Here is a 23,400-nt window from a genome sequence, read left to right on the forward strand (position 1 = left end):
CAGACGGACAGATCGTTCCATTCGAAGGCCTACAAAGTCTTGCGATCCGCTATACTGAAGGACAGCCGATTGCAAAGTCTTATAACCTGCAATTGTTTCGTTTATGTAAACTATTCGGCCCGCGCCCTCTCTGGCAAGCGTGACGTGTCGCGGCTTCGACGAGAAGCGCATCAGACCCGCGCAAGTTCAAGCCTTGCAACCATTTCGGCAATCTTGTCCGGGTCATGTTCGCCGGATTCATAGGCCCGGATGATCGCGCGTGCGAGCGCTTCCCTGCTTTCGTGGGTGATGACACAATGCTCCAGCAACAGGCAGCAACGATTAAAGGCGGCCTGAAGCACATGAAGATCGTCCGGCGCGTATGTTCCCTGATATCTGGTGCCGCGAAATGGCATGGTCGCCTCCCCCGTTTTTCTGATTGAAGCCCCAAATTCGAGGGAATGCAACAGATCGTTTCATGACAGCGACCTCGGGCGGATCACGATAGTGTTTCTGGTAATCCGGTGATTTCGAACACAGATGGAGATAATCTCCGGTTTTCGCGTCGCCGGGCCTGAAAGCCCGCTATAAGGGCGTTGAAAGCTGGTTGAAAGCTTGCCTGCGCTAACCATTCAAGACCGATTGAGGAATCGGGATCAGGAGGGGCCCGGCTTTGCCGGGTCGACAGGAGCTCTCGGAGGAGCATAAATGAAAATCTCTATCAATTCATGCCGTCATCTGTTTGGCGCGGCCGTTATTGGCGGCGCGATGGTGCTTGGCGCAGGCGCGGCCCATGCCGAAAAGCTGACCGTGATCGTGGGCGGCATGGAAAAGCAGATTTACCTTCCCGCAGTGCTGACGGAAAAGCTCGGCTATTTCAAGGATGAGGGTCTTGATGTCGAGCTGATCAACAGCCGCGCCGGCGTGGATGCGGAAAACGAACTTTTGGCCGGTGCGGCCCAGGCCGTCGTCGGTTTTTACGATCACACGATCGACCTGCAATCGAAGGGCAAGTTCATCCAGTCCATCGTTCAGTTCAGCCAGGCGCCGGGCGAGGTGGAGCTGGTATCCAGCAAATATGCCGATGCGATCAAGTCGCCCGCCGATTTCAAGGGCCACACGCTGGGCGTCACGGGTCTGGGCTCTTCCACGGACTTCCTGACCCAGTATCTTGCCATGCGCAATGGCCTGAAGCAGGGCGATTACACGCTGCTGCCGGTCGGAGCGGGCAATACATTCATTGCCGCGTTCAAGCAGGATGCCGTGCAGGCCGGGATGACCACCGATCCGACTGTCGCCAATATGCTCAAAAGCGGCGATGCCAAGGTGCTGGTCGATATGCGCACGCCGGACAAGACCATCGAGGCGCTTGGCGGGCCTTATCCGGCAGCATCGTTCTATGTGCAGAGCGCCTGGCTTGAGACGCATAAGGAAGACGCACAGAAGCTTGCCAATGCTCTGGTCAAGACCATGCGCTACATCGCTTCGCACAGCGCCGAGGAAATCGCCGACCAGATGCCCAAGGATTACTATGTCGGCGACAAGGACCTTTATGTGAAGGGACTTGCCGAGGGCAAGGCGCAGTACACGCCGGATGGCCGGATGCCGAAAGATGGCCCTGAAACCGTGCTCAAGGTTCTGGCAACCTTCAAGAAGCCGCTTCAGGAAAAGCAGGTCGACCTGTCGAAGACCTTCACGACCGAGTTCGTGGACAAGGCCAACGCAACGCTCGATGCTGCGAAGTAAGCCGCTCGACTGACGTTCGCATGAACGTCAGTCCCGCTGCCTTCAACAAATTCAACCGCATTGCAGGCGCGCAATAACAAAGTATTGCGCGCGGGCGGTGCCGCATATCCGCGAGGACCCCATGCTGATGGAAGCCCCTAAAACCATTGCGCGTGAGAAAGCTGCTGCAATCGCGCTCAACAATGTGACCCGCCGTTTCGTCACCCCGGATGGCAAGATGATGACGGCATTGCGCGATTTCACGATGAATGTCGCGCAAGGTGAATTTGCCTGTGTCGTCGGCCCGACTGGCTGCGGCAAGTCGACGACGCTCAATCTTGTGACCGGCCTTGCAAGGCCGAGTGCCGGCGAGGTTCGCCTGATGGGCAAGCCCATCGAAGGCATTAGCCCCGATATCGGTTTCGTGTTTCAGGCGGATGCGCTTTTTCCCTGGCTCAATGTCATCGACAATGTGAGCGCCGGTCCGCGCTACCGCGGCATGGGCAAGGAAGAGGCTTATGAAAAGGCACGCAGCTGGATCGCCCGTGTCGGCCTGGCCCGCTTTGAAAAGCACTATCCGCATCAATTGTCCGGCGGCATGCGCAAGCGCGTGGCGCTGGCGCAGACCTTTATCAACGAGCCGAAAATCCTGCTTATGGATGAGCCTTTCAGCGCGCTCGACGTGCAGACGCGTACGCTGATGCAGGGTGAATTGCTCGATCTCTGGCAGCAGTCCGGCGCATCCGTCATCTTCGTCACGCATGATCTTGAGGAAGCCATTGCGCTGGCCGACAAGGTCTATGTGCTGACCGCCGGTCCGGCCACGGTCAAGAGCGTCTATGACATCGATATTCCGCGTCCGCGCGTCATGGAGGACATCCGCTATGACAGCCAGTTCGTCGATATCGCCAAGGTCATCTGGGACGATCTGCGCGAGGAAGTGCAGATCGGCCAGAAGCGCGCACTGGCGAACGGAAACTAGAGCACATTTCGATCTGATAAATCAGATCGGCGCTCTAATGGTTTGTTTTGAACCGCGCATCTTGTCCGAAAACCGTTTCACACTTTCCGGGATGCGCTCTCATCGGAGAAAACGATATGACAACCCAAACTCTCTCCGCGTCAGCAAATTTGCAGGCCAATGCAAGCGGTGACGAACTTGCACGCACCGAAGCAAAGTTTCGCGCCGATATGCGCCGCCGCCGCACGGTGGTCATCCTCGTGCGCCTGGCCATTCTCGTCGCCGTTCTGGGCGGTTGGGAACTGGGTGCGCGCACCGGCCTGATCGATCCATTCTTCTTCGCAAGTCCCTCCGGCATTGCCGACCAGATATGGATATGGATCACGGAAGGCACCTCACAGGGGCCGCTTTCCGAACAGATCATCGTCACGCTTGAGGAAACCGCGCTCGGCTTCCTGATCGGCGCGGTGGGCGGCGTCATCTGCGGCATCCTGCTTGGCCGCAACAAGTTCCTCGCCGACGTGTTCTCGATCTATATCAAGATCGCCAATTCCATCCCGCGCGTCGTGCTGGGTTCGATCTTCATCATCGCGCTCGGCCTTGGCATGGCCTCCAAGGTGGCGCTCGCCGTCGTCATGGTGTTCTTCGTGGTCTTCGCCAATGCGTTTCAGGGCGTGCGCGAAGCCGACCGCGCGCTGATTGCCAATGCGCAGATTTTGGGTGCATCGCGATCGCAGATCACACGCACCGTCATCGTGCCGTCGGCCATGAGCTGGATTCTGGCAAGCCTTCATGTGAGCTTCGGTTTCGCGCTCGTCGGCGCGGTCGTCGGCGAGTTTCTCGGTGCCAAGAAGGGCGTCGGCCTGATGATTTCAACGGCACAGGGCACGTTCAATGCCAATGGCGTCTTTGCAGCCATGGTCATTCTGGCGGTTCTGGCGCTTGTGGTGGAATACGTCATCACACTGGTCGAAAACCATTTGGTGAAATGGCGTCCGCAGGCGCTTTCCGAACAGGGAAGCTGATAGCCGGGTAAAGCCAATTGCGTCAGGCGGCGGGCAGGGTGACAGTCACCGTAAGCCCGCCGCCTTTCGTTTGCGAAAGCGCGACATGGCCGCCCGCCGCATCCGCGACCTCGCGCACGATGGCAAGGCCGAGCCCGCTTCCATCCGCGACCGTGCCCGGCACACGATAGAAACGTTCGAAAACATGTTCATATTCGCTCATCGGGATGCCGGGCCCATTGTCCTCGACCCGGATATGGATTACCTGCCCATCCCGATCGACCGCAAGTGTTACCCTGCCGCCTTCGGGCGTATAGGTGAGGGCGTTATCGACCAGATTGACGATCATCTCGCGCAGCATCGTGCCATCACCGGAAATGACGGCTTTCGGCACTTCGAGCTCGAAGCCGAGATCGATCCTGCGGGCGAATGCCTTGCCTGCGAGGCTTTCCAGAATTTGCTGTCCTGCTTCGGCAAGATCGACACGGTCGGCGCGCGGGCGCCTGCTGCCCGGTTCGGCACGCGACAGCGTCAGCAATTGTCCGGCCAGCCTGGATAGCTGCATGGCCGTGTTCTTGATGCCTGCCAGAACGTCCCTGCGGTCGTGTTCATCGGTTGCCCGTTCAGCGAAGCTGGCCTGTGTGGAGAGCGTGGCAAGCGGCGTGCGCAACTGATGGGCCGCATTCTGGATGAAACGGTGCTGTGCCGACATTTGCCTGCGCACGCGTTCCATATATTGGTTCAGCGCCGTGACGAGCGGTCGAAGTTCGCTCTGGACCGTCTGCGGATCGAAAGGCTCCAGCTCGGAAGTGCGATTGCGGACTTCATTGCGAAGCCGGATCAGCGGACGCAACACAAAGCGCAGGCCCAACAGCGACAGGGCGCCGGCCACGACGATGAGCAGCGATTGCTCCAGCACGGAGTTCAGCCACAGGTCCCGCTGCATGGCTGTATAGCCTGCAAGCGTGACACCCACGACCACATCGACCGCCTGCGGCAGATCGGGCGGTGCGGCAACGGGGTGGCGCAGGACGACCAGACGCAAGGGATGATTGCGATAGGTGCCCTTATAATGGAGCGGGTCGTAATTGGCGATCTCGGCCGGTTTCGGCAAATCGGGAAATCCCGCCAGCAGATGCCCGTCGGACGTCTCGACGCGATAATAGACCCGGTCGCCATATCCCGTTGAAAACATCTCCAGCGCCACCGGCGGAATGACGGCATCGATGGCATTGTGTGAAGCGGCGGTTGCTTCGCCGATGGCGCGGGCGGAAGCCGTCAGCATCCGGTCGGACACGATGCCGGCCATGTTTTCCGAGGCGCGCCATGCGGTCCACAGATTGATCCCGGCGACAACGAGCAGCGGGATCACGATCCACGACACAAGTTGTGCGCGCAGGCTTCGGGAAAGGCGGGGAAACAGCCGTGTCATCTCAAATCGCTTCGCGCAGCAGATAGCCGAGCCCGCGCAAGGTCACGATTTCGGCCTTGCTGCCTTCCAGTTTTTTGCGCAGACGATGGATGTAGATCTCAATGGCGTTTTCGTCGGTCTCGCTGTCGAAATCATAGATGCCCTGAACGAGCGCCGATTTGCTGACGGTGGTTCCGATCCGCCTGAGAAGCTGTTCCAGAACCGCATGTTCCTTAGGCGCCAGTGACAGCGGGTCATCGCAGAGGGAGAAAAGCCGGGTGTTGGTGTCGAAACGCAGCAGGCCGCAGCTCACCACCGGGGCGGTCTTCTGGCTCGCGCGGCGCAAATGCGCGCGGATGCGCGCTTCCAGTTCGCTGAGCTCAAAAGGCTTTGCCAGATAATCGTCGGCCCCCGCGTCGAGGCCGCGAATCCGCCCGTCGAGACTTGCATTGGCGGTGAGGATGATGACGGGAACCTCATTGCCCCGGCCACGAATATGTTCCAGCACGTCAAGCCCGGTCCTGTCTGGGAGGCCGAGATCGAGGATCACCAGATCATATCGGGTGAAGGCGAGTGCCTGTTCCGCGTCGCCCGCGTCGTGCACGGTGTCGACGCTATAATTCGACTGTTGCAGGCTTTTTGCCAGCCAGTTTGCGAGAGTGAGATTGTCTTCGACGAGCAGAATACGCATGGCTGACGATGATCGTGGTTTCAGTTCCGGGTCAAGAAGCTTGGCCCGTAATTCGATGAATCGGATGAATATCTTTCCCCATTTCAGCAGACATATCGGCAATTTGTCGGGAAAACCTCCCATATTGCAGGAATTCACGATAATTTTGAGCACTATCACGGCTATCCTTCGCCATCGGCCTCGGGTAACGCTCGGTACAGCTGCGGGGTCAAGGGAGGGAAATGGAAGGCGGCAGCCGGTTTCAATCGGATGTACTGGTGCGGATGCGCGAATTGCGGGCATAAAACTGCCGGAAAAGACGCAAATTCGCGTCGCATCCACGATCTGCCCTTGCGAGAGCCGGGCCCCGGTTCTATCAGCATCATCAAAAATCGAAGCTTGAGACAGGTTCGGCAGTTCTTTTGCCGGACAGCCAACATCCGGCTAAGATCGAGAAAACAAGACAGGATCGCGAATACGGCTCGGCGGAACCGTTTTCGTCGATCCCATACCGGACAGCGTTCAACCCGCTCTGCCCGAAACCGCAAAATGATGCGGGCGGACAGACAGATTTCGAAAATTGAAATGACATTCAATCTCCCAATCCCAACAGGGCCTGACGCATCATGAAGCAGATGGGCTTTCTCGATATTCTGAGCTTCGGGCCGGACGGCTGGGGCTATGTGCTGATGATGGGCGCACTGGTGAGCGTCGCGCTTGCCGTTCTGGGCTTCCTGCTTGGCGCCGCCATCGGTGTTCTGGCCGCCTGGGCGAAGATTTCCGGCGGGCGCACGCTGCGCGCCGTCGCCGACGGCTACACCACGATCATTCGCGGCATTCCGGACCTTCTCGTCATCTATCTGTTCTATTTCGGCGGCAGCGCGGCAGTCACGGCGCTCGGCAAATATTTCGGCGCGGAAGGTTTCATCGGCTTTCCGGGCTTTCTGGCCGGTGTGCTGGCGATCGCCATTTCCTGCGGTGCGCACCATACCGAAGTGTTCCGCGGTGCATTCCGGGCCGTCTCCAGGGGCGAGATCGAAGCCGCAACGGCCTGCGGCATGGGTCAGATGCTGAAATTTCGCCGCATCATCGCGCCGCTCGCGCTGCGTCACGCATTGCCGGGGCTTGGCAATGCCTGGCAGGTGTCGCTGAAAGAATCCGCCCTTGTGTCGGTTGCCGGTGTGGTCGAACTTCTGCGCCAGGCACAGATCGGCGCGGGCTCGACGGGACTGCCCTTCGACTTCTTCCTCATTGCCGGTGCGCTCTACCTGCTGATTTCGTCGGTTTCCGGCGGGCTTCTGCAACTGGCCGAGCGGCACTTCTCGCGCGGCGTCCGGAGGGCAAAATGAACCTTGAATTGTATTCCGATGCCTTCTTCCAGATGTTGGGCGGCGTGCCGCTGACCCTGAAGCTTGCGGCAACGTCCATCGTTTTGGGCGCCATGCTGGCCCTGCTTTTGGCAATGATGCGCCTGTCGGGCGTCAGGGTGCTGGACTGGATCGCCCGCATCTATGTCTTCGTGTTCCGCGGGACACCGCTTCTGGTGCAGATATTCATCATCTATTACGGCCTCAGCCAATTTCCGGCCATCCGCTATTCGTTTCTTTGGCCAATCCTGCGTGAACCCTACTGGTGCGCGATCATCGCGCTGACACTGAACAATGCCGCCTATGCGAGCGAGATCATCCGCGGCGGCCTGCTGTCGGTGCCGCACGGCCAGATCGAGGCGGCCAAAGCCTGCGGCATGTCGTCCTTCACATGTTTTCGCCGCATCGTCATGCCGCTTGCCATCCGTCAGGCGCTGCCGGGCTACGGCAATGAGATGATATCGATGATCAAGGCGACCTCGCTTGCTTCCATCATCACGCTCATGGAAGTGACCGGCATCGCGGCAAAGCTGATCGCCGAGAGCTATCGGGCGATCGAAATCTTCGTGATCGCCGGTGCGATCTACCTTGCCATCAACTTCGTCCTGACCCGTGCGCTGATGTTCGCAGAATACAGGCTCACCCCTTATCTGCGCCAGCCGGTCGTCAAGCTTTCCTCCGAAGGACAATCATCGTGAGCAAAATCATCTCTCCCAATGCACCGGTGGCGCTGAAAGTCGAAAAGCTGCGCAAGAGCTTCGGCGAAAATGAGGTGCTGAAAGGCATTTCGCTCGAAGCCCGTGAGGGCGAGGTCATTTCGATCCTCGGTTCGTCCGGTTCCGGCAAGTCGACCTTCCTGCGCTGCATCAATCTTCTGGAAATTCCGACGTCGGGCACGGTCACGGTTTCGGGTGAAACCATCCGCATGGCGAAGAATTCGAAGGGCGAGGCCTATCCGACGGACAAGAAGCAGGTTTCGCGCATTCGTTCGGAACTGGGCATGGTGTTCCAGAGCTTCAATCTGTGGTCGCACAAGACCATTCTGGAAAACATCATCGAAGCGCCGATCTATGTGCAGGGACGCCCGCGCGCGGAATGCGTGGCGGAAGCAGAAGCCCTGCTGGCCAAGGTCGGCATTGCCGACAAGCGCGATTTCTATCCGGCCCATCTTTCGGGCGGACAGCAGCAGCGCGCCGCGATTGCCCGTGCGCTGGCGATGAAGCCGAAGGTCATGCTTTTCGACGAGCCGACTTCCGCGCTTGATCCCGAACTGGTCGGTGAAGTGCTGCGCGTCATGCGCGGTCTTGCCGAAGAAGGCCGCACCATGCTGGTCGTGACCCATGAAATGGGTTTCGCGCGCGATGTTTCCAACCGCGTCGTGTTTTTCCATCAGGGACTGGTGGAGGAAGACGGTGCGCCGGAAGACGTGTTCGGCAATTCGAAGTCGGAACGTTTCCGCAAGTTCATCAGCCACGAGAACGCTGCCTGACCAACAAGAATTCTGTGTTCCGGGAGACCGGACAGAAACAACCGCAACAGGATAACCGCAATGAAGACCACCGGACTTTTCAAAGCCGTGTTCATTTCCGCCCTTGCTCTGACGAGCATCCCGGCCCATGCCGAGGAAAAGAAGTGGACGAAGATCACCATCGCCACCGAAGGCGCTTTCCGTCCCTACAATTTCACCAGGCCCGATGGCTCGCTGGATGGCTTCGAAGTCGAGCTTTACAAGGATCTCTGCACCCGCATGAAGGTCGAGTGCACGATGGTCGCCCAGCCATTCGACAGCATCATCCCGGCGCTCAATGCCGGCAAGTTCGATGCGATCATGGCCGGCCTGACCGCTACGCCGAAGCGCGAAGAAACTATCAGCTTCTCGATTTCCTACGGCCTGACGCCGCAGACCTTCGCGACGCTGAAGGACAGCCCTTATGCAAAGCTGCCGCACACCGGCGAAACCCTTTATCTGGCCAAGGATGAAGCGGCTGCCCAGAAGGCGATCGACGATGTATCGGCTGAGATCAAGGGCCGCACGGTCGGCGTCCAGACCGCTTCGCTCGGCCTGACGCTTCTCGACAAATACTTCAAGGACGGTATCGACATCCGCGAGTACAAGACCACCGAGCAGCACGACCTCGACCTGAAGTCTGGCCGTGTCGACCTTATCGTGGCGTCGCTTGCCTATCTCGCGGATGCGGCCAAGAAGCCGGGCAACGAAGACATCGTCATGACCGGCCCGTTCTTCAAGGGCGGCATTCTGGGCCGTGGCGTTGCCGTCGGCCTGCGCAAGGACGATAAAGAGCTGAAGGCGATGTTCGATCAAGCCATTGAAGCCGCAAAGGCTGACGGCACGATCAAGCGCTTGTCGGAAAAGTGGTTCGGCTTCGACGTCACGCCGTAATTTTTCCACTCCGCTCCGTGCTGAACGCCGCCTTCGGGCGGCGTTTTCATTCGGGCATGGCAAACCTTCACATCGAACCGGCTAGCGCCTATAAGGTCGGCCGGAACTTAACGTGAGGATGTGATGATAAAGATCGGTTTTGTTACTGTTTCCGACCGTGCAAGCCGCGGGGAATATGAAGATCTGAGCGGCCCGGCCATGGAGGCATGGATCAAGGGCGCGGTTGTCACGCCCTATGAAACGATCCGGCGCGTCATCCCCGACGGCATGGAATCGGTGCGCGACACGCTTGTCGATCTTTGCGACAATGAAGCCTGCGACCTGATCCTGACAACGGGGGGCACGGGGCCGAGCCCGCGCGATGAGACACCGGAAGCCATGCAGGCCGTCCTGCACAAGGAACTGCCCGGCTTCGGCGAATTGATGCGCCGCGTCAGCCTTGAGCAGACCCCGACCGCAATCCTGTCCCGCCAGACGGCAGGCAGCCGCGGCAGGAGCTTCATTCTCAATCTCCCCGGCAAACCGGCATCCATCGCCATGACCTTGCAGGCCATCTTTCCGGCGGTGCCTTATTGTCTCGACCTCATCGGGGCAGGGCGTATCGATACCGATCCGGCGGTCGTGAAGGCGCACCGTCCCGGCTGATTTTTCCGCACTATCGATCAATGATCGCGTCTCGTCTCGAAGCCTCTGCGTACCGGAAATTTTTCATTTATGAACAATGGCTTGGAGAATTATTTTACTGTATAAATGCAAAAACCGGAGGGGTTTTCCTCCGGCTTTGCCGTTTCGTCCAATCAGGTGATCAGAAGAATACTTTGAAGCGGTCGGCATCGTCCATGAAGGACTTTTCACCGAAAGGCTGTTCGTTCGAGCCGAACGGCATCTGCGCACGCAGTTTCCACGAGGCGGGAACATCCCAGGTCTTGGCCACTTCCTGATCGATCAGCGGGTTGTAGTGCTGAAGGCTGGCGCCGATGCCCGCATTGGCAAGCGCAGTCCAGACCGAATGCTGCGCCATGCCGCCCGACTGTTCGGACCAGACCGGGAAGTTATCGGCGTAGAGCGGGAAGTTTTCCTGAAGGCCCTTGACGACATTCTGGTCTTCATAGAACAGAACCGTGCCGGCGCCGGCAGCAAAGCTGTTGACCTTGGCTTCCGTCTGCGCAAAAGCGTCGGCCGGGACGATCTGGCGAAGCGTTTCCTTCACGATATTCCACAGCTTGTCGCTCTCGGCGCCAAACAGGATCACGGCGCGCGAGCTCTGCGAGTTGAAGGAGGACGGCGTGTGCTTGACCGCTTCGCGGATCAGTTCGGCCACATCTTCGTTCGAAAGCGGCAGCGACTTGCCCAGGGCATACTGCGTGCGGCGCTTCTTGATGGAATTCAGCAGGGCGTTATTCATGATTCAATCCTGTGTTTCAGCGGTCTTGAAGGCTGTCCGGCTCGGGAGTCTCGAAACAGCCTCACGGGTGATGTTGGGGAAAATATTGTGATCCGCGCCGCAGACGCCAGCCCACAATTGCGAAACACACTGTCAACGATCGCAGACAAGTCAGCATTGACTGTTTACAGATCGATTTCAAACCCCGCCGACACCGGATAAGCGCCCGCACCGCGACAGCCGCGTTACTCGCAGCATTATGGGGTTTACAACGGCGCGCGCATATTGGAACCTAACAAAAAAAGTGGGATTTTACCCGCGTGTCTGGCGGCACGATTCCCGTGTCGTTGTCGTGAAATGGGACGAGGTCACGATAGTTTGAAGTCATTTATCATCATCGGAGCCGGAGCGAGCGGCATCATCGTTGCTGTACAATTGCTTCGGCGCGCGCCAGAATCGACCGTGCGCCTTTTCGAGCGGTCGCAACGGCTGGGGGCAGGGATCGCTTATGCGACGGAAAATCCCGGCCATCTTCTCAATGTCCGCGCCAGCAATATGAGTGCGTTTCCCGATCAGCCCGACCATTTCCTGAACTGGCTGCGGTCGAGCACGGTTTCCGCCCCCGGCGATCAGTGGGAGCCGCACAGTTTTGCGCCGCGCAAATTCTACCGCGCCTATCTGGAGCACCTGATCGCGCCCTATATGTGCGCGGACGCGCCGCGTCTTGCCGTTGAACGGACAGGCATTGTCGACGTGATGCTGGACAAGGGCAGGCCGGCGGTCATCACCGGGACCGGCGAGACTGTCGTTGCCGATGCGGTCATCCTTGCTACGGGCAATGAGGCGGCCATCGCGAAATCGGGAAAGCTCGTCACGGAATACTGGTCGAGCAATGGCTATTTCGACGTGCCGGCAGATGCCCCGGTCGCGATATTCGGCACGGGCCTGTCGATGGTCGACAGCGTATTGTCGTTGCTCGATCGCGGCCATCGTGCCCGGATATATGCGATTTCGCGTCGGGGCCTTTTGCCCGCGCGTCACGTTCCGGCGCAAACCTTTCCGATCGGGGCAGACGATCTGCCCGTATCGCTGGGCCTGTCAAAACTTGTGCGGCGCGTGCGCGCCATGATGGCAGAGGCGGAAAGGACCGGTTCCGGCTGGCGCGGCGTGATGGATGGCCTGCGCCCGCATACGCAGCATATCTGGGCCGGGTTGCCGATATCGCAGCGCCGCGGTTTCCTGCGTCACTTGCGTCCGTGGTGGGACGTGCACCGGCACCGCATGGCTCCCGCGGTCGCCGATCGCATCGAGGCTGCCGTGAACAGCGGCCAACTTGAAATCGCGGCGGGGCATCTGGTTTCGGTGCGTGATGAAGGCGACGGAATTGAAGTCGTCTATCGTCCGAGGCACATGGATAAGCAGGAACGGCTCCGCGTGGCGACCGTCATCGATTGCCGGGGCGGCAATCCGCGGTTTTCGACGACCCGCAATGCGGCATTGATCGGCCTGATGGAGCGCGGTCTGGCCCGGCCGGATGCACTCGATCTCGGTTTCGACGTCACGCATGACCTCCAGCTTCTCAATGCGCGCGGTGAGCCGTCCGGCCCGTTTTTCGCGCTCGGGCCGGTCACGAAAGGTGCATTCTGGGAAGTGACAGCCGTGCCGGATATTCGCGTTCAGGCTGAAAGCCTGTCGACAATGCTGCTTGAAGGATAAAGCGCTTTTGCGGCGCACGGCGGGAAGAACTCTGTCATCGGCCTGAAAGATTTTCAGGTCAATATGGCCGGGGATGAGACATTGCGGTTTCAAGCGGTCGATAATTTATAGATTTTCTGGCGCGCGGAACGATAAAATGATTCAAATCTATACGATAAGCCATTGAAAGCTATTGCCATAATGTTCCGTGGCCGGTCATAATGACGCCATCGGAATATATGATTCCTCTCTACAACTTGCCGGAGCGATTCTGTTGCTGTTTTCTTGAGCGGTGCCTGCTTCGGATCAACCCTGATTTCGGCTGGGAGGCCTGTGGCGCATGACGATGGACGGCAGAATGCTTTTCCTGCTTGTCCTTCTTCCATTTCTCGGCAGCGCCATAACCGGATTGTTCCGGGGGGCGGATCGCAGCGGTTCGGCCTGGTTTACGGCAGCGATCGCGCTTGTCGCCTTTATCGTCACCGCGAGCCTTTATCCCGTCGTGTCGGACGGCAAGGTGCTGCGCGGCACCGTGGAGTGGCTCCCGGCCTATGGTCTCAATGTCACCTTCCGCATGGACGGCTTTGCCTGGCTTTTCGCCATGCTCATCACCGGCATCGGACTGCTGGTGGTCATTTATGCGCGTTACTACATGTCGCCCGAAGATCCGGTTCCGCGTTTCTTCTCGTTTCTTCTGTCCTTCATGGGATCGATGCTCGGCGTGGTTCTGTCCGGCAATCTGATCTTGCTTGCCGTGTTCTGGGAGCTGACCAGCACCTTCTCATTCCTGTTGATCGGCTATTGGTATCACAATGCCAGCGCCCGCGACGGCGCGCGCATGGCGCTGACCGTGACGGGCATGGGCGGGTTCTGTCTTCTGGCGGGGGTTCTGGTCCTCGGCCATATTGTCGGGAGCTATGATCTCGATACGGTTCTCGCCGCCGGCAATATCATCCGCACGCACCCGCTCTACAGCGTGGCGCTCATCCTGATCCTGCTCGGCGCCTTCACCAAAAGCGCGCAGTTTCCGTTCCATTTCTGGCTTCCCAACGCCATGGCGGCGCCGACGCCCGTTTCGGCCTATCTGCATTCGGCAACCATGGTGAAGGCGGGCGTCTTCCTGCTGGCGCGCCTGTGGCCGGTCCTCAGCGGAACGGAGGAGTGGTTCTGGATCGTCGGTTCGGCCGGTCTGATAACGCTCCTGATCGCCAGTTTCTTCGCGGTCTTCCAGCAGGACCTCAAGGGCCTGCTCGCCTATTCGACCATCAGCAATCTCGGCCTGATCACGGTTCTGCTCAGCCTCGGCAGCCCGCTTGCCGCTGTGGCCGCAATTTTCCACATGGTCAACCATGCGATCTTCAAGGCGTCGCTGTTCATGGCGGCGGGCATCATCGACCACGAAACCGGCACGCGCGACATGCGCAGGCTGAGCGGGTTGTTGCGCCCCATGCCCTATACGGCAACGCTTGCCATGGTGGCGAGTGCCGCGATGGCGGGCGTGCCGCTGCTCAACGGCTTCATTTCCAAGGAAATGTTCTTCGCCGAAGCGGTCGAAACCCACATGGCCTCCTGGCTCGATACGATCACGCCTTACGTGGCCACGCTTGCGGGTATCTTCACCGTCGCCTATTCCGTGCGCTTCATCTATTCGACCTTCTTCGGGCCGCCGCCGCACGACCTGCCGCGCGAACCGCATGAACCGCCGCACTGGATGCGCCTTCCCATCGAGCTTCTGGTCCTGCTCTGCCTTCTGATCGGCATCGTTCCGGGCCTGTCCATCGGCCCGTTCCTGCATTCGGCTGTCCTGTCGGTGCTGGGCAGGGCAACGCCGGAATACAGCCTCTCCGTCTGGCACGGCTTCAACCTGCCGCTGATGATGAGTATCATTGCCATGATCGGCGGCATTCTGCTGCACTGGATGCTGAAGAACTATCTTGCGACCAGTGAAGACGGCCCGCCCTTCTTCCGGCACTTGCAGGGACAGCGCATTTTCGAGCGCGTTCTGGTGACGCTGTCATGGAACTGGGCGCGCAAGGCGGAGGCCTTCCTCAGCACGCGCCGTCTGCAGCCGCAGCTGCGTATCGTCGTTGCAATCGCCGTCCTTGCGGCTGCCTGGCCGCTTTTCGCTGCCGGTTTGCAGAAAGGCTCGCTCGGCACCCAGCCGGTGGACCCGATCTTCGCCGGGCTGTGGGTGCTGGGCGGCGCCTGCGCCATCGGTGCCGCCTATCAGGCCAAATATCACCGGCTGGCCGCGCTGATCCTTCTCGGCGGGGCCGGGCTCATCACCTGCATCACCTTCGTCTGGCTGTCCGCGCCCGATCTGGCCGTGACGCAGTTGCTGGTCGAGATCGTCACCACCGTTCTGCTGCTGCTCGGGCTGCGCTGGCTGCCGAAGCGTTGGGAAGATCCCGATCCGCTTCCCGTTCAGATCGGCCCGCGCATCCGCCGCTATCGCGATCTGCTGCTTGCCATCGGCAGCGGGGCGGGCGTGGCCGTCATCGCCTATGCAGTGATGACGCGCCTGTCGCCCAGCAGCATCGGCGATTATTTCCTCGAGAACGCCTATTCGGGCGGCGGCGGCAAGAATGTCGTGAATGTCATTCTGGTCGATTTCCGCGCTTTCGATACGTTTGGCGAAATCGCGGTCCTTGGCATTGTGGGCCTGACGGTCTTTGCGCTCCTGCGCCGTTTCCGCCCTGCGCCCGATACGACCGGATCGACGGCCCAGCAGAAGATTCAGGATGCCTATGACGAGGCAGCGCCCGACCGCAAGGCCGGTGAAACACTGGCCGATTATCTGGCCGTGCCGTCCGTCATCATGCAATGGCTGTTCCCGGTCATCATCGTGCTGGCGGTGCATCTGTTCCTGCGCGGCCACGATCTGCCGGGCGGCGGATTTGCTGCCGGTATCACGCTCGCAATTGCGTTCCTGCTGCAATATCTGGCATCCGGCGCGCGCGTGGTCGAGGATCGGCTGCGCATCCTGCCGCTGCGCTGGATCGGGCTCGGCCTGCTGTTGGCCGCCGCAACGGGCATGGGTTCATGGTTCTTCGGCTATCCGTTCCTCACGACCTATTTTCAATATACGGAAATACCGTATGTCGGAAAAATGCCGACAGCCAGCGCCCTGCTGTTCGATCTCGGCGTCTTCTCGCTCGTGGTCGGCGCCACCGTCCTGGTGTTGATCGCTCTCGCGCACCAGTCGCTGCGCAAGCACCGTGTGGAAAAGCTCGCCGCCACGAAGGAGGAGAACTGATGGAACTCGTTCTTGCTCTGGCAATCGGCGTGCTGATGGCATCGGGCGTCTGGCTCATCCTTCGCCCGCGCACTTTTCAGGTGGCAATCGGCCTGTCGCTGATTTCCTATGCCGTCAATCTCTTCATCTTTTCGATGGGGCGTCTGCGCACCAATGCGGCGCCCGTGCTCGACAGCGGCATCGATGTGCAGGCTGCGCAATATACCGATCCGGTCCCACAGGCGCTCGTCCTGACCGCCATCGTCATCGGTTTCGCAATGACCGCACTTTTCCTTGTCGTGCTGCTCGCCTCGCGCGGGCTGACACGGACGGACCACGTGGACGGCAAGGAGAACTGATGTTGGACTGGAAAACACAACTCATTGTCGCGCCGATTGTCCTGCCGCTCGTCACGGCAGCGATCCTGCTGCTGTTCGATGAACGCAGGCGCAAGCTCAAGATGGCCATCAACTCCATCTCGACCCTGGGCCTGATCGCGATTGCCATCACCCTTGCAGGCATGGCGAGCGAAAAGGCGCCCGAAGCTCTGGTTTACCTGATCGGCAACTGGCCCGCGCCTTTCGGCATCGTGCTGGTTCTGGACCGGCTGGCAGCCCTGATGCTGGTGTTGACGAGCCTGCTCGGCATGGCCGCGCTCAGCTTTGCGCTGGCGCATTGGCACAAGGCCAGCCCGCATTTCCATACGATCTTCCAGCTTTTGCTGATGGGGCTGAACGGCGCCTTTCTGACCGGCGACCTGTTCAACCTGTTCGTCTTCTTCGAGGTCATGCTGGCAGCGTCCTACGGTCTGGCGCTGCATGGGTCCGGCCCCGCGCGGGTGAAGGCCGGCATGCATTATATCGCGGTCAATCTCGTTGCCTCGTCGCTGTTCCTGATCGGCGTCAGCCTGATCTATGGCGTGACCGGCACATTGAACATGGCCGATCTCGCGCAGAAGATTTCGCAGGTCGCCCCCGAGGACCGTGCGCTGCTGGAAGCAGGCGCGGCGGTTCTGGGCGTCGCCTTCCTCGTCAAGGCAGGCATGTGGCCGCTCAATTTCTGGCTCGTGCCGGCCTATACGGCAGCGGCAGCGCCGGTAGCGGCGGTCTTCGCCATCATGAGCAAGGTCGGCATTTACGTGCTCCTGCGCCTGTCGCCGCTGATGTTCGGCATCGGCGCGGGTTCGTCCTACGGTTTCGGCAATGACTGGCTCTATTTCGGCGGCATGGTCACGCTCGCCTTCGGGCTGATCGGCGTCGTCGCATCGCAGGCGATGGGGCGGCTTGCCGGTTACAGCATTCTCGTATCGTCCGGCACATTGCTGGCGGCCATCGGCAGCGGCAATACCGCCATGACCGGCGCGGCCCTGTTCTATATGGTCAGTTCCACGCTCACCATCGCGGCGTTTTTCCTGCTGATCGAGCTGATCGAACGCGGACAGGACGCCGCCGCCAACGTTCTTGCCGTTACGATGGAAGCCTATGGCGACGACGAGGAAGAGGAGGAGGAAGACGAGGTCGGCGCGGTGCTGCCCGCAACGCTTGCGGTTCTGGGCACCTTCTTCGGCATCTGCGCGATATTGCTGATCGGCCTGCCGCCATTTTCCGGCTTCATCGCCAAGTTTCTCATCCTCGCGGCCGTCTTCAACGGCGATGGCCCGACGCCGCAGCTTGCAATGCCTGTCAGCCCGGCAAGCTGGATATTGGTCACGCTCATTCTGCTGTCCGGCCTGTCCGCGCTGATTGCGATGACGCGCAGCGGCATCCGCACCTTCTGGGCGTCGCTCGAAGGCAATGTGCCGCGTGTCCTGGTGCGCGAAATCGTGCCGATCGCCGGCCTTCTGGCAATCTGCCTGGCGCTGACGATCGCGGCCGGTCCGGCCATGCGCTATATGGACGAGACGGCGCGTTCGCTGCACGATCCGGCATCCTATATCGGCAGCGTCCTCAATGCGCCGCGCGTCGGTGCGCAAATGGAGGCGGCACAGTGAAGAAAATCCTGCCTTATCCGCTTCTGTTCGCCTCGCTGCTGCTGTTCTGGCTGTTTTTGAACGGCTTCACGCGGGCGCAGCTTCTGCTCGGCGCCATCATCGCGCTCGTCGCATGTCACATCATGACGGCCTTGCGGCCGCAGAAGAACCATATCCGCTCGGTGCCGACGATGCTCTGGCTGTTCGGCGCCATGAGCTATGACGTGCTGCAATCCAACATCGCGGTTGCGGGCATCATCCTGTCGCGCAGGCGCAAGCGGCGTCCGGGCTTCGTCGTTATCCGGCTCGATCTGGAGAACCGCACGGCGCTTGCGGTCCTTGCCTGCATCATCACCGCGACACCGGGCACGGCCTGGGTGGACTACAATGCCGCCAGGCACGAACTGACGATCCATGTGCTGGATCTGGAGGATGCGCAAGCGTGGCGGGACACGATCAAGGGAAGATATGAAAAGCCGCTCATCAGGATATTCGGCGCGGCAGATATCGTGGAAGAGGAGCAATCCGCATGAGCGCAGTCATCATCTTCTGGTCCCTGCTTGCCGCGCAGCTGATGCTTCTGGGTGCCATGGCCTGCGCGGTCTACAGGCTGCTTGTCGGCCCGCGCGCGCAGGACCGCATTCTGGCAACCGACGCGCTTTACCTCAATGCGCTGCTTCTTCTCATTACGTTCGGCATACGCACGGGCAGCATCATCTATTTCGAGGCGGCGCTGATTATCGCCCTTCTGGGTTTCGTCGCCACCGTGGCCCTTTCTAAGTTCCTCATGCGCGGAGAGGTGATCGAATGATGAATGCAGGCGAACTTCCGGTCTGGGCCGCTGTCGTCATTTCATTCTTTCTGGTCGCAGGCGCCTTGCTGACGCTTGTCGGATGCATCGGGCTTGTGCGGTTCAAAAGCTTTTACGAGCGCGTTCATGCTCCCACGCTCGGCTCTTCGTTCGGGGCAGGTGGAATCCTGATTGCGTCGATCATGTTTTTCTCCATCTTGCAATCGAAGCCGATTCTGCATGAAGTGCTTATTACCGTCTTTGTGGTCGTCACAACGCCGGTAACGCTCATGCTGCTCAGCCGCGCCGTGATCCATCGCGACAGAACGCAGGACAGCAAGGAGCTGCCTTCATCGTCCGACCCGCTATAGGTCCGCGGGTTTGGTCGAGGGTGCGGAGAGGGCGGAAAACATGCGGTTTCCGTCACACCAAATGGGGAAAACCGCCGCTTGCAGACACAAGCGGCGACATTGCTTCCGGCCTGACCGGCGACCTGTTTTGGAGTTCGCTCCAAGACCGGCTATCCTGCCTTCCGGAAACATTATCCGCCATTTGCCGAATCCCCGGCCGGACTGCCCGCCAATTGCGGGGTGGAAGCGGCGGCCTATCCCTGTTTCGGGACATTTGGAGGAGTGTCCCGAGGCTGCGGCCAATTGTCCATTCCGGCTTTGCCGGAGATCGGCGGATTGAAGGATCGGGCCATTTGAATTATCTGGATTTCAGTAATTTCTGAAAATTCAGAATTTACGGGAGAGAGAATTTTGGAATTGTCGCCAATCGTTCAGTCGTTCGTGCTCCACTTCGGAGAAATGGGCAGCCGTTGGGGCATAAACCGCACCGTGGGGCAGATCTACGCGCTGCTTTACGTGTCGCCGGAGCCGCTATGCGCCGACCAGATCGTCGATGCCCTGGGCGTGTCCCGTTCGAACGTTTCCATGGGTATTCGCGAATTGCAGGGTTGGAATCTGGTGCTGCTGAAACATATTCCCGGCGATCGCCGCGATTTTTTCACGACGCCGGAGGATGTGTGGCAGATCCTGCGCACGCTCGCCGAAGAGCGCAAGAAGCGCGAGATCGATCCCACGCTCACTGTCCTGCGTGAAATCCTGATGGAGCAGCCAAAAGGCGACAGCGATCTTTATGCGCAGGATCGCATGAAGGACATGTACGGCCTGATCGAAAGGCTGACCAACTGGTACGACGACGTCAAGCGGCTCGATACCGACCGCCTGACCAGCCTTCTGGCGCTTGGCGCCAAAGTGACCCGCTTCCTCGAAACCACGGACAGGATCGTGGCGCTCGGGCGCGGACGAACATCGGCCAGGAAGGAGCCTAAGCGCGAGTGACATCCGTTGTCCCCCGAACGGAAACAGCGACGGCAAAGGACGGCGAAGCGGCAGGCGGCCAACGAGGTTCGCGCCGCGCGCCGCGTCGTCCCGTTCCGTCCCTGCTGAAACGGGGGGCATATCTTCAGGCGCTGGCCGCACTTTTCTGGCTGCCGCAAGCGGGCATTCTCGCTTATGCCATCGGAAGGCTGGCCGATACCGGCTTCGATGGCTCCATCTATTACAGCGCCGCAGGCATCTTCGCGCTCGGTTGCCTGCGCAGCATTCTCGACAGTGCAGGCGCGGCAAATGCTTTCGATGCCGCCCGCAAGGAGCTTTCCCGGCTGCGGAGCGATGCCGTTTTTGCGCTTGCGCAGCGATCTCCCCTCGACATGACGCGCCCGTCATCGGGTGAGGCTGCAAGCATTCTGGCCGAACAGGCGGAGATGGTCGTTCCCTATCTTTCGCGTTTCGTGCCCGTGCGCATCCGCGTCATGCTGGTGCCGCTGGCCATCCTTGCGGTCGTGCTCTGGTATTCCTGGGCGGCGGCACTTGTCCTGATGGTGGCCGCACCCCTGATACCGATTTTCATGGCGTTGATCGGCTGGCGGGCAAAAGCTGCCAGCGAAAAGCAGCTCACCGCCCTTGGCGGCATGAACGGCTTTCTGCTCGACCGTCTGCGCGGCCTTGCCACGATCCGCACCTTTCATGCCGTGGACGCAACCGCGAACCGGTTGCGCGAGAATGCCGAAACCCTGCGCTCGAAGACGATGTCGGTCCTGCGCATCGCATTTTTGTCGTCAGCCGTGCTCGAACTTTTCGCCGCCATCGGCGTCGCCATGGTCGCGGTCTATATCGGCTTCCATCTGCTGGGCCAGCTCGATTTCGGCGCATGGGGGCATAGGCTGACATTGGCCGAGGGCCTTTTCGTCCTGCTTCTGTCTCCGGCATTCTTCGAACCCCTGCGCGATCTTTCTGCCGTCTGGCACGACCGCGCGGCAGGTGAAGCCGCCATCGACGCGCTGGAAAAGGTGGCCGAACATCCGATGCCGATTGTCGGCAAGGGGACAGGCCTTGCGGCAATCGGCGATGCGCCCACGGTCGCCCTGCACGACATCGATTTCGGTTATGCGGCGGGGGCAAAGGTTCTCAGCGGCTTCAATCTCGACATCGAGGCGGGCGAACATGTGGCGCTGCTGGCGCCGAGCGGTTATGGAAAATCCACCATTCTGGCGCTTGTCGCCGGTCTGGCGGCGCCGCAGGCAGGGCGGATCGATATTGGCGGCATCGGGTTGGACGACGATACCGCAGCCGCGCTCCGCGCAAGGATGAGCTGGATCGGCCAGAAGCCGCATATTTTTGCCGGTTCCGCCAGGCAGAACATCACGCTTGGCCGAAAAGCCGAGGTGGAAACCACAAAAGCCATCATCGACGCCATGGCGCTCGGCCATGTTCCGGGCGTCACCGGCAATGGCCTGATCGGCGAGAATGGCGCCGGGATTTCGGGCGGCGAGGCGCTTCGGCTGGCGCTGTCCCGCGCGGCCGTCAATCCGCATGCCGATATTATTCTGGCCGACGAGCCGACCGCCCATCTTGACCATGAAACCGCGAATCTCATCGCCGACAGTCTTCTCAAATTGGCCAAAGGCAAGACGCTGATCGTCGCCACCCATGATGAAACGCTTGCGCGCAGGATGGATCGCATCGTCCGTCTGGATGGTGGCGCGGATGGTGGCGGGGCCTGGCAGAGGAGGGCAGCCGAATGAACGGTTTCCAGTCATTGCAGCCGATCCTGCGGCTTTTCTTCCGGACCAAGGGAACGGCGCTCCTGGCCGGCATCGCGACGGCCGCCGTAACGGTTCTCGCCGGTATCGCGCTTCTCGGCCTGTCGGGCTGGTTCATAACGGCAACGGCAATCGCGGGCCTGAGCATCGCGACAGCCGTTGTGTTCGATGTGTTCGCGCCCGCTGCCGGTATTCGCCTGCTGGCGATCCTGCGCACCGGCTCGCGCTATCTGGAACGCCTCGTCACGCATGATGCAACGCTTGCGATCCTCGCTGCCCTTCGCGAAAAACTGTTCCGCAGCTGGGCGCGCCCGACGGCAGCAAACGCTTTATTGAAACGCCCGGCGCGGCTTCTTTTTCGCCTGACCGCGGATATCGATGCGCTCGATTCCCTTTATCTGCGCGTGGTGGTGCCGGTTGGTGCCGCGCTTGCCACCGCGCTTGTGGCCGGTATCGCGCTTGGCTTGATGAGCCCGCTTTTCGGGCTGGCGGTGGCGATTATCCTGCTTGCCGCCGGGCTTGGCATTCCGCTTTTTGCGGCCCGCCGGTCCGAAAAATCCATGCGGCAGCGCGCCAAGGGCACGGAGGCGCTGCGCGCCCGCACGGTCGATCTTGTTGCCGGGCAGACCGAACTTCTGATGGCGGGACGCCTTGAGGAACAGAAGCTGGCAATGGTCCGCGCGGATGGCTATGTCGCCGCATCGGATCGCAGGCTGAACCGCATAGAGATTGTCACCGGGGCCGGTTTCGGCATCGTTCATGCGGCCCTGCTTGCGGGCGGTCTTGTCGCCGTTGGATTGCTGATGCAGGCGCAAGCCATCGGCGCGCCCGTGGCGGCGCTTGGAATGCTGGTCATTCTGGGGGCGATGGAGCCTTTTTCGGCTTTGCGGCGCGGCGCGATGGAGCTTGGCCGCACGATCCTTGCGGCAAGGCGTGTCGCCCCGCAATTGCAGGATGCCCCCGCGCCGGTGACACTTGAAAACCCGGCAAATGGCACGGCGGTCATGCTTGAAAACGTATCCGTTCGCCATGATGGCGCCGACCGCGATGCCCTGAAGACCATCGATCTCGATATTGCCGCCGGCGAGCGGGTTGCCATCGTCGGGACAAGCGGGGCAGGCAAATCGACTTTGTTCAATCTGCTCGCCGGAGAAATTCCAGCCGACCGGGGCCGTGTCGCGGTTCTCCCGGCCCGGCTCCTCACGCAGCGCACCGAACTTTTTCAGGACAGCCTGCGCGACAATCTGCGGCTGGCGCGGGCGGATGCAAGCGACCGCGAATTGATGGATGCGTTGCAGGCTGCGGGTCTTGGCGCATTGATCGACGAACTGCCTGCCGGTCTGGACACCATGCTGGGCGAGGGCGGTCTGGGACTGTCGGGCGGGCAGGCGCGCCGCCTCGCCCTTGCGCGCCTTTTCCTGACCGATGCCCCGCTCTGGCTGCTGGATGAGCCGACCGAAGGCCTCGACAGTGCCACGGCACAGGATGTTCTTGAGCGCCTCAAGGCCAGGGCCGGTGCGCGCACATTGCTGATTGCCACGCATATCGGCCGCGAGGCGCAAATATGTGAGCGAATCATTGTTTTAAATCAAGGCGCCCTAGTTCAGTCCGTAGGTAAAGGTTCGCAGCGCTTTGGCGAGATTCTCAAAACCATGAGGTAAGCCGCGCTGACGCGGATAAGATTTTGAAGTCCGTGTCCA

The 23,400-nt window shown here is 60.3% G+C and carries 22 protein-coding genes; 18 read left to right on the plus strand and 4 right to left on the minus strand.

Features of this window, described 5'->3' with window-relative positions; translation table 11 throughout:
- Positions 1-170: 170 nt before the first annotated feature.
- Positions 171-395 (minus strand): hypothetical protein, encoded by a 225-nt coding sequence (locus tag AVM02_RS08790; protein WP_411506590.1) that lies wholly within the window; start codon positions 393-395, stop codon positions 171-173.
- 292 nt (positions 396-687) lie between these two features.
- On the opposite strand from AVM02_RS08790, the gene AVM02_RS08795 reads away from it, so the two are divergent.
- From AVM02_RS08795 to AVM02_RS08805, 3 genes are all read left to right on the plus strand, one after another.
- Positions 688-1,725 (plus strand): ABC transporter substrate-binding protein, encoded by a 1,038-nt coding sequence (locus tag AVM02_RS08795; protein ID WP_411506591.1) that lies wholly within the window; start codon positions 688-690, stop codon positions 1,723-1,725.
- Between the two features lie 121 nt (positions 1,726-1,846).
- On the plus strand, positions 1,847-2,686 hold the full coding sequence (locus AVM02_RS08800; protein WP_411506592.1) for an ABC transporter ATP-binding protein: 840 nt from the start codon (positions 1,847-1,849) through the stop codon (positions 2,684-2,686).
- A gap of 116 nt (positions 2,687-2,802) precedes the next feature.
- Positions 2,803-3,690, plus strand: a complete 888-nt coding sequence (locus AVM02_RS08805; RefSeq protein ID WP_411506593.1) for an ABC transporter permease — start codon at positions 2,803-2,805, stop codon at positions 3,688-3,690.
- A 22-nt stretch (positions 3,691-3,712) separates the two neighbouring features.
- Here AVM02_RS08805 and AVM02_RS08810 read toward each other — a convergent pair whose 3' ends face one another.
- Both AVM02_RS08810 and AVM02_RS08815 read right to left on the minus strand, forming a co-directional pair.
- On the minus strand, positions 3,713-5,101 hold the full coding sequence (locus AVM02_RS08810) for a sensor histidine kinase (RefSeq protein ID WP_411506594.1): 1,389 nt from the start codon (positions 5,099-5,101) through the stop codon (positions 3,713-3,715).
- Position 5,102: 1 nt separating this feature from the next.
- Positions 5,103-5,771, minus strand: a complete 669-nt coding sequence (locus AVM02_RS08815; RefSeq protein ID WP_411506595.1) for a response regulator — start codon at positions 5,769-5,771, stop codon at positions 5,103-5,105.
- Positions 5,772-6,376: 605 nt separating this feature from the next.
- On the opposite strand from AVM02_RS08815, the gene AVM02_RS08820 reads away from it, so the two are divergent.
- The 5 genes from AVM02_RS08820 to mog all read left to right on the plus strand — a co-directional run bounded on the left by AVM02_RS08820 (position 6,377) and on the right by mog (position 10,163).
- Positions 6,377-7,099 (plus strand): ABC transporter permease, encoded by a 723-nt coding sequence (locus AVM02_RS08820; protein WP_411506596.1) that lies wholly within the window; start codon positions 6,377-6,379, stop codon positions 7,097-7,099.
- Complete coding sequence (locus AVM02_RS08825) at positions 7,096-7,815, plus strand: ABC transporter permease (RefSeq protein ID WP_411506597.1); 720 nt, start codon at positions 7,096-7,098, stop codon at positions 7,813-7,815. The genes AVM02_RS08820 and AVM02_RS08825 overlap by 4 nt, the downstream gene beginning before the upstream one ends.
- A complete protein-coding gene (locus AVM02_RS08830) occupies positions 7,812-8,606 on the plus strand; it encodes an ABC transporter ATP-binding protein (RefSeq protein WP_411506598.1) in 795 nt (264 codons plus the stop codon). The genes AVM02_RS08825 and AVM02_RS08830 overlap by 4 nt, the downstream gene beginning before the upstream one ends.
- A 60-nt stretch (positions 8,607-8,666) precedes the next feature.
- The gene (locus AVM02_RS08835) at positions 8,667-9,518 is read left to right on the plus strand and encodes a transporter substrate-binding domain-containing protein (RefSeq protein ID WP_411506599.1); all 852 of its coding nucleotides are present in this window, start codon (positions 8,667-8,669) and stop codon (positions 9,516-9,518) included.
- Positions 9,519-9,644: 126 nt separating this feature from the next.
- On the plus strand, positions 9,645-10,163 hold the full coding sequence (mog, locus tag AVM02_RS08840) for a molybdopterin adenylyltransferase (RefSeq protein ID WP_411506773.1): 519 nt from the start codon (positions 9,645-9,647) through the stop codon (positions 10,161-10,163).
- A gap of 160 nt (positions 10,164-10,323) precedes the next feature.
- Here the strand turns inward: mog and AVM02_RS08845 are convergent, their stop codons facing one another.
- Positions 10,324-10,923: a nitroreductase family protein gene (locus tag AVM02_RS08845; RefSeq protein WP_411506600.1), complete on the minus strand. Its 600-nt coding sequence runs from the start codon at positions 10,921-10,923 to the stop codon at positions 10,324-10,326.
- Positions 10,924-11,280: 357 nt separating this feature from the next.
- Between AVM02_RS08845 and AVM02_RS08850 the strand changes: the two genes are divergently transcribed.
- The 10 genes from AVM02_RS08850 (at position 11,281) to cydC (ending at position 23,361) form a co-directional block, all read left to right on the plus strand.
- Entirely contained in the window at positions 11,281-12,618 is a 1,338-nt protein-coding gene (locus AVM02_RS08850; RefSeq protein WP_411506601.1) for an FAD/NAD(P)-binding protein, read from the plus strand.
- 319 nt (positions 12,619-12,937) lie between these two features.
- Complete coding sequence (locus tag AVM02_RS08855) at positions 12,938-15,853, plus strand: monovalent cation/H+ antiporter subunit A (protein WP_411506602.1); 2,916 nt, start codon at positions 12,938-12,940, stop codon at positions 15,851-15,853.
- Positions 15,853-16,191, plus strand: a complete 339-nt coding sequence (locus AVM02_RS08860) for a Na+/H+ antiporter subunit C (RefSeq protein ID WP_411506603.1) — start codon at positions 15,853-15,855, stop codon at positions 16,189-16,191. The genes AVM02_RS08855 and AVM02_RS08860 overlap by 1 nt, the downstream gene beginning before the upstream one ends.
- A gap of 2 nt (positions 16,192-16,193) precedes the next feature.
- Positions 16,194-17,822: a monovalent cation/H+ antiporter subunit D gene (locus AVM02_RS08865; RefSeq protein ID WP_411506774.1), complete on the plus strand. Its 1,629-nt coding sequence runs from the start codon at positions 16,194-16,196 to the stop codon at positions 17,820-17,822.
- Complete coding sequence (locus tag AVM02_RS08870) at positions 17,819-18,334, plus strand: Na+/H+ antiporter subunit E (RefSeq protein WP_411506604.1); 516 nt, start codon at positions 17,819-17,821, stop codon at positions 18,332-18,334. The genes AVM02_RS08865 and AVM02_RS08870 overlap by 4 nt, the downstream gene beginning before the upstream one ends.
- Positions 18,331-18,612: a K+/H+ antiporter subunit F gene (locus AVM02_RS08875; RefSeq protein WP_109988767.1), complete on the plus strand. Its 282-nt coding sequence runs from the start codon at positions 18,331-18,333 to the stop codon at positions 18,610-18,612. Before AVM02_RS08870 ends, AVM02_RS08875 begins: the two co-directional genes overlap by 4 nt.
- Positions 18,609-18,962, plus strand: a complete 354-nt coding sequence (gene mnhG, locus AVM02_RS08880; protein ID WP_411506605.1) for a monovalent cation/H(+) antiporter subunit G — start codon at positions 18,609-18,611, stop codon at positions 18,960-18,962. Before AVM02_RS08875 ends, mnhG begins: the two co-directional genes overlap by 4 nt.
- A gap of 390 nt (positions 18,963-19,352) precedes the next feature.
- Positions 19,353-19,937, plus strand: coding sequence for a GbsR/MarR family transcriptional regulator (locus tag AVM02_RS08885; RefSeq protein WP_411506606.1), 585 nt, complete (start codon positions 19,353-19,355; stop codon positions 19,935-19,937).
- On the plus strand, positions 19,934-21,682 hold the full coding sequence (gene cydD, locus AVM02_RS08890; protein ID WP_411506607.1) for a thiol reductant ABC exporter subunit CydD: 1,749 nt from the start codon (positions 19,934-19,936) through the stop codon (positions 21,680-21,682). Before AVM02_RS08885 ends, cydD begins: the two co-directional genes overlap by 4 nt.
- Positions 21,679-23,361, plus strand: coding sequence for a thiol reductant ABC exporter subunit CydC (gene cydC, locus AVM02_RS08895; RefSeq protein WP_411506608.1), 1,683 nt, complete (start codon positions 21,679-21,681; stop codon positions 23,359-23,361). Before cydD ends, cydC begins: the two co-directional genes overlap by 4 nt.
- Positions 23,362-23,400: the final 39 nt, after the last annotated feature.

Source organism: Brucella anthropi (assembly GCF_046630315.1).
Classification (GTDB): domain Bacteria; phylum Pseudomonadota; class Alphaproteobacteria; order Rhizobiales; family Rhizobiaceae; genus Brucella; species Brucella anthropi_A.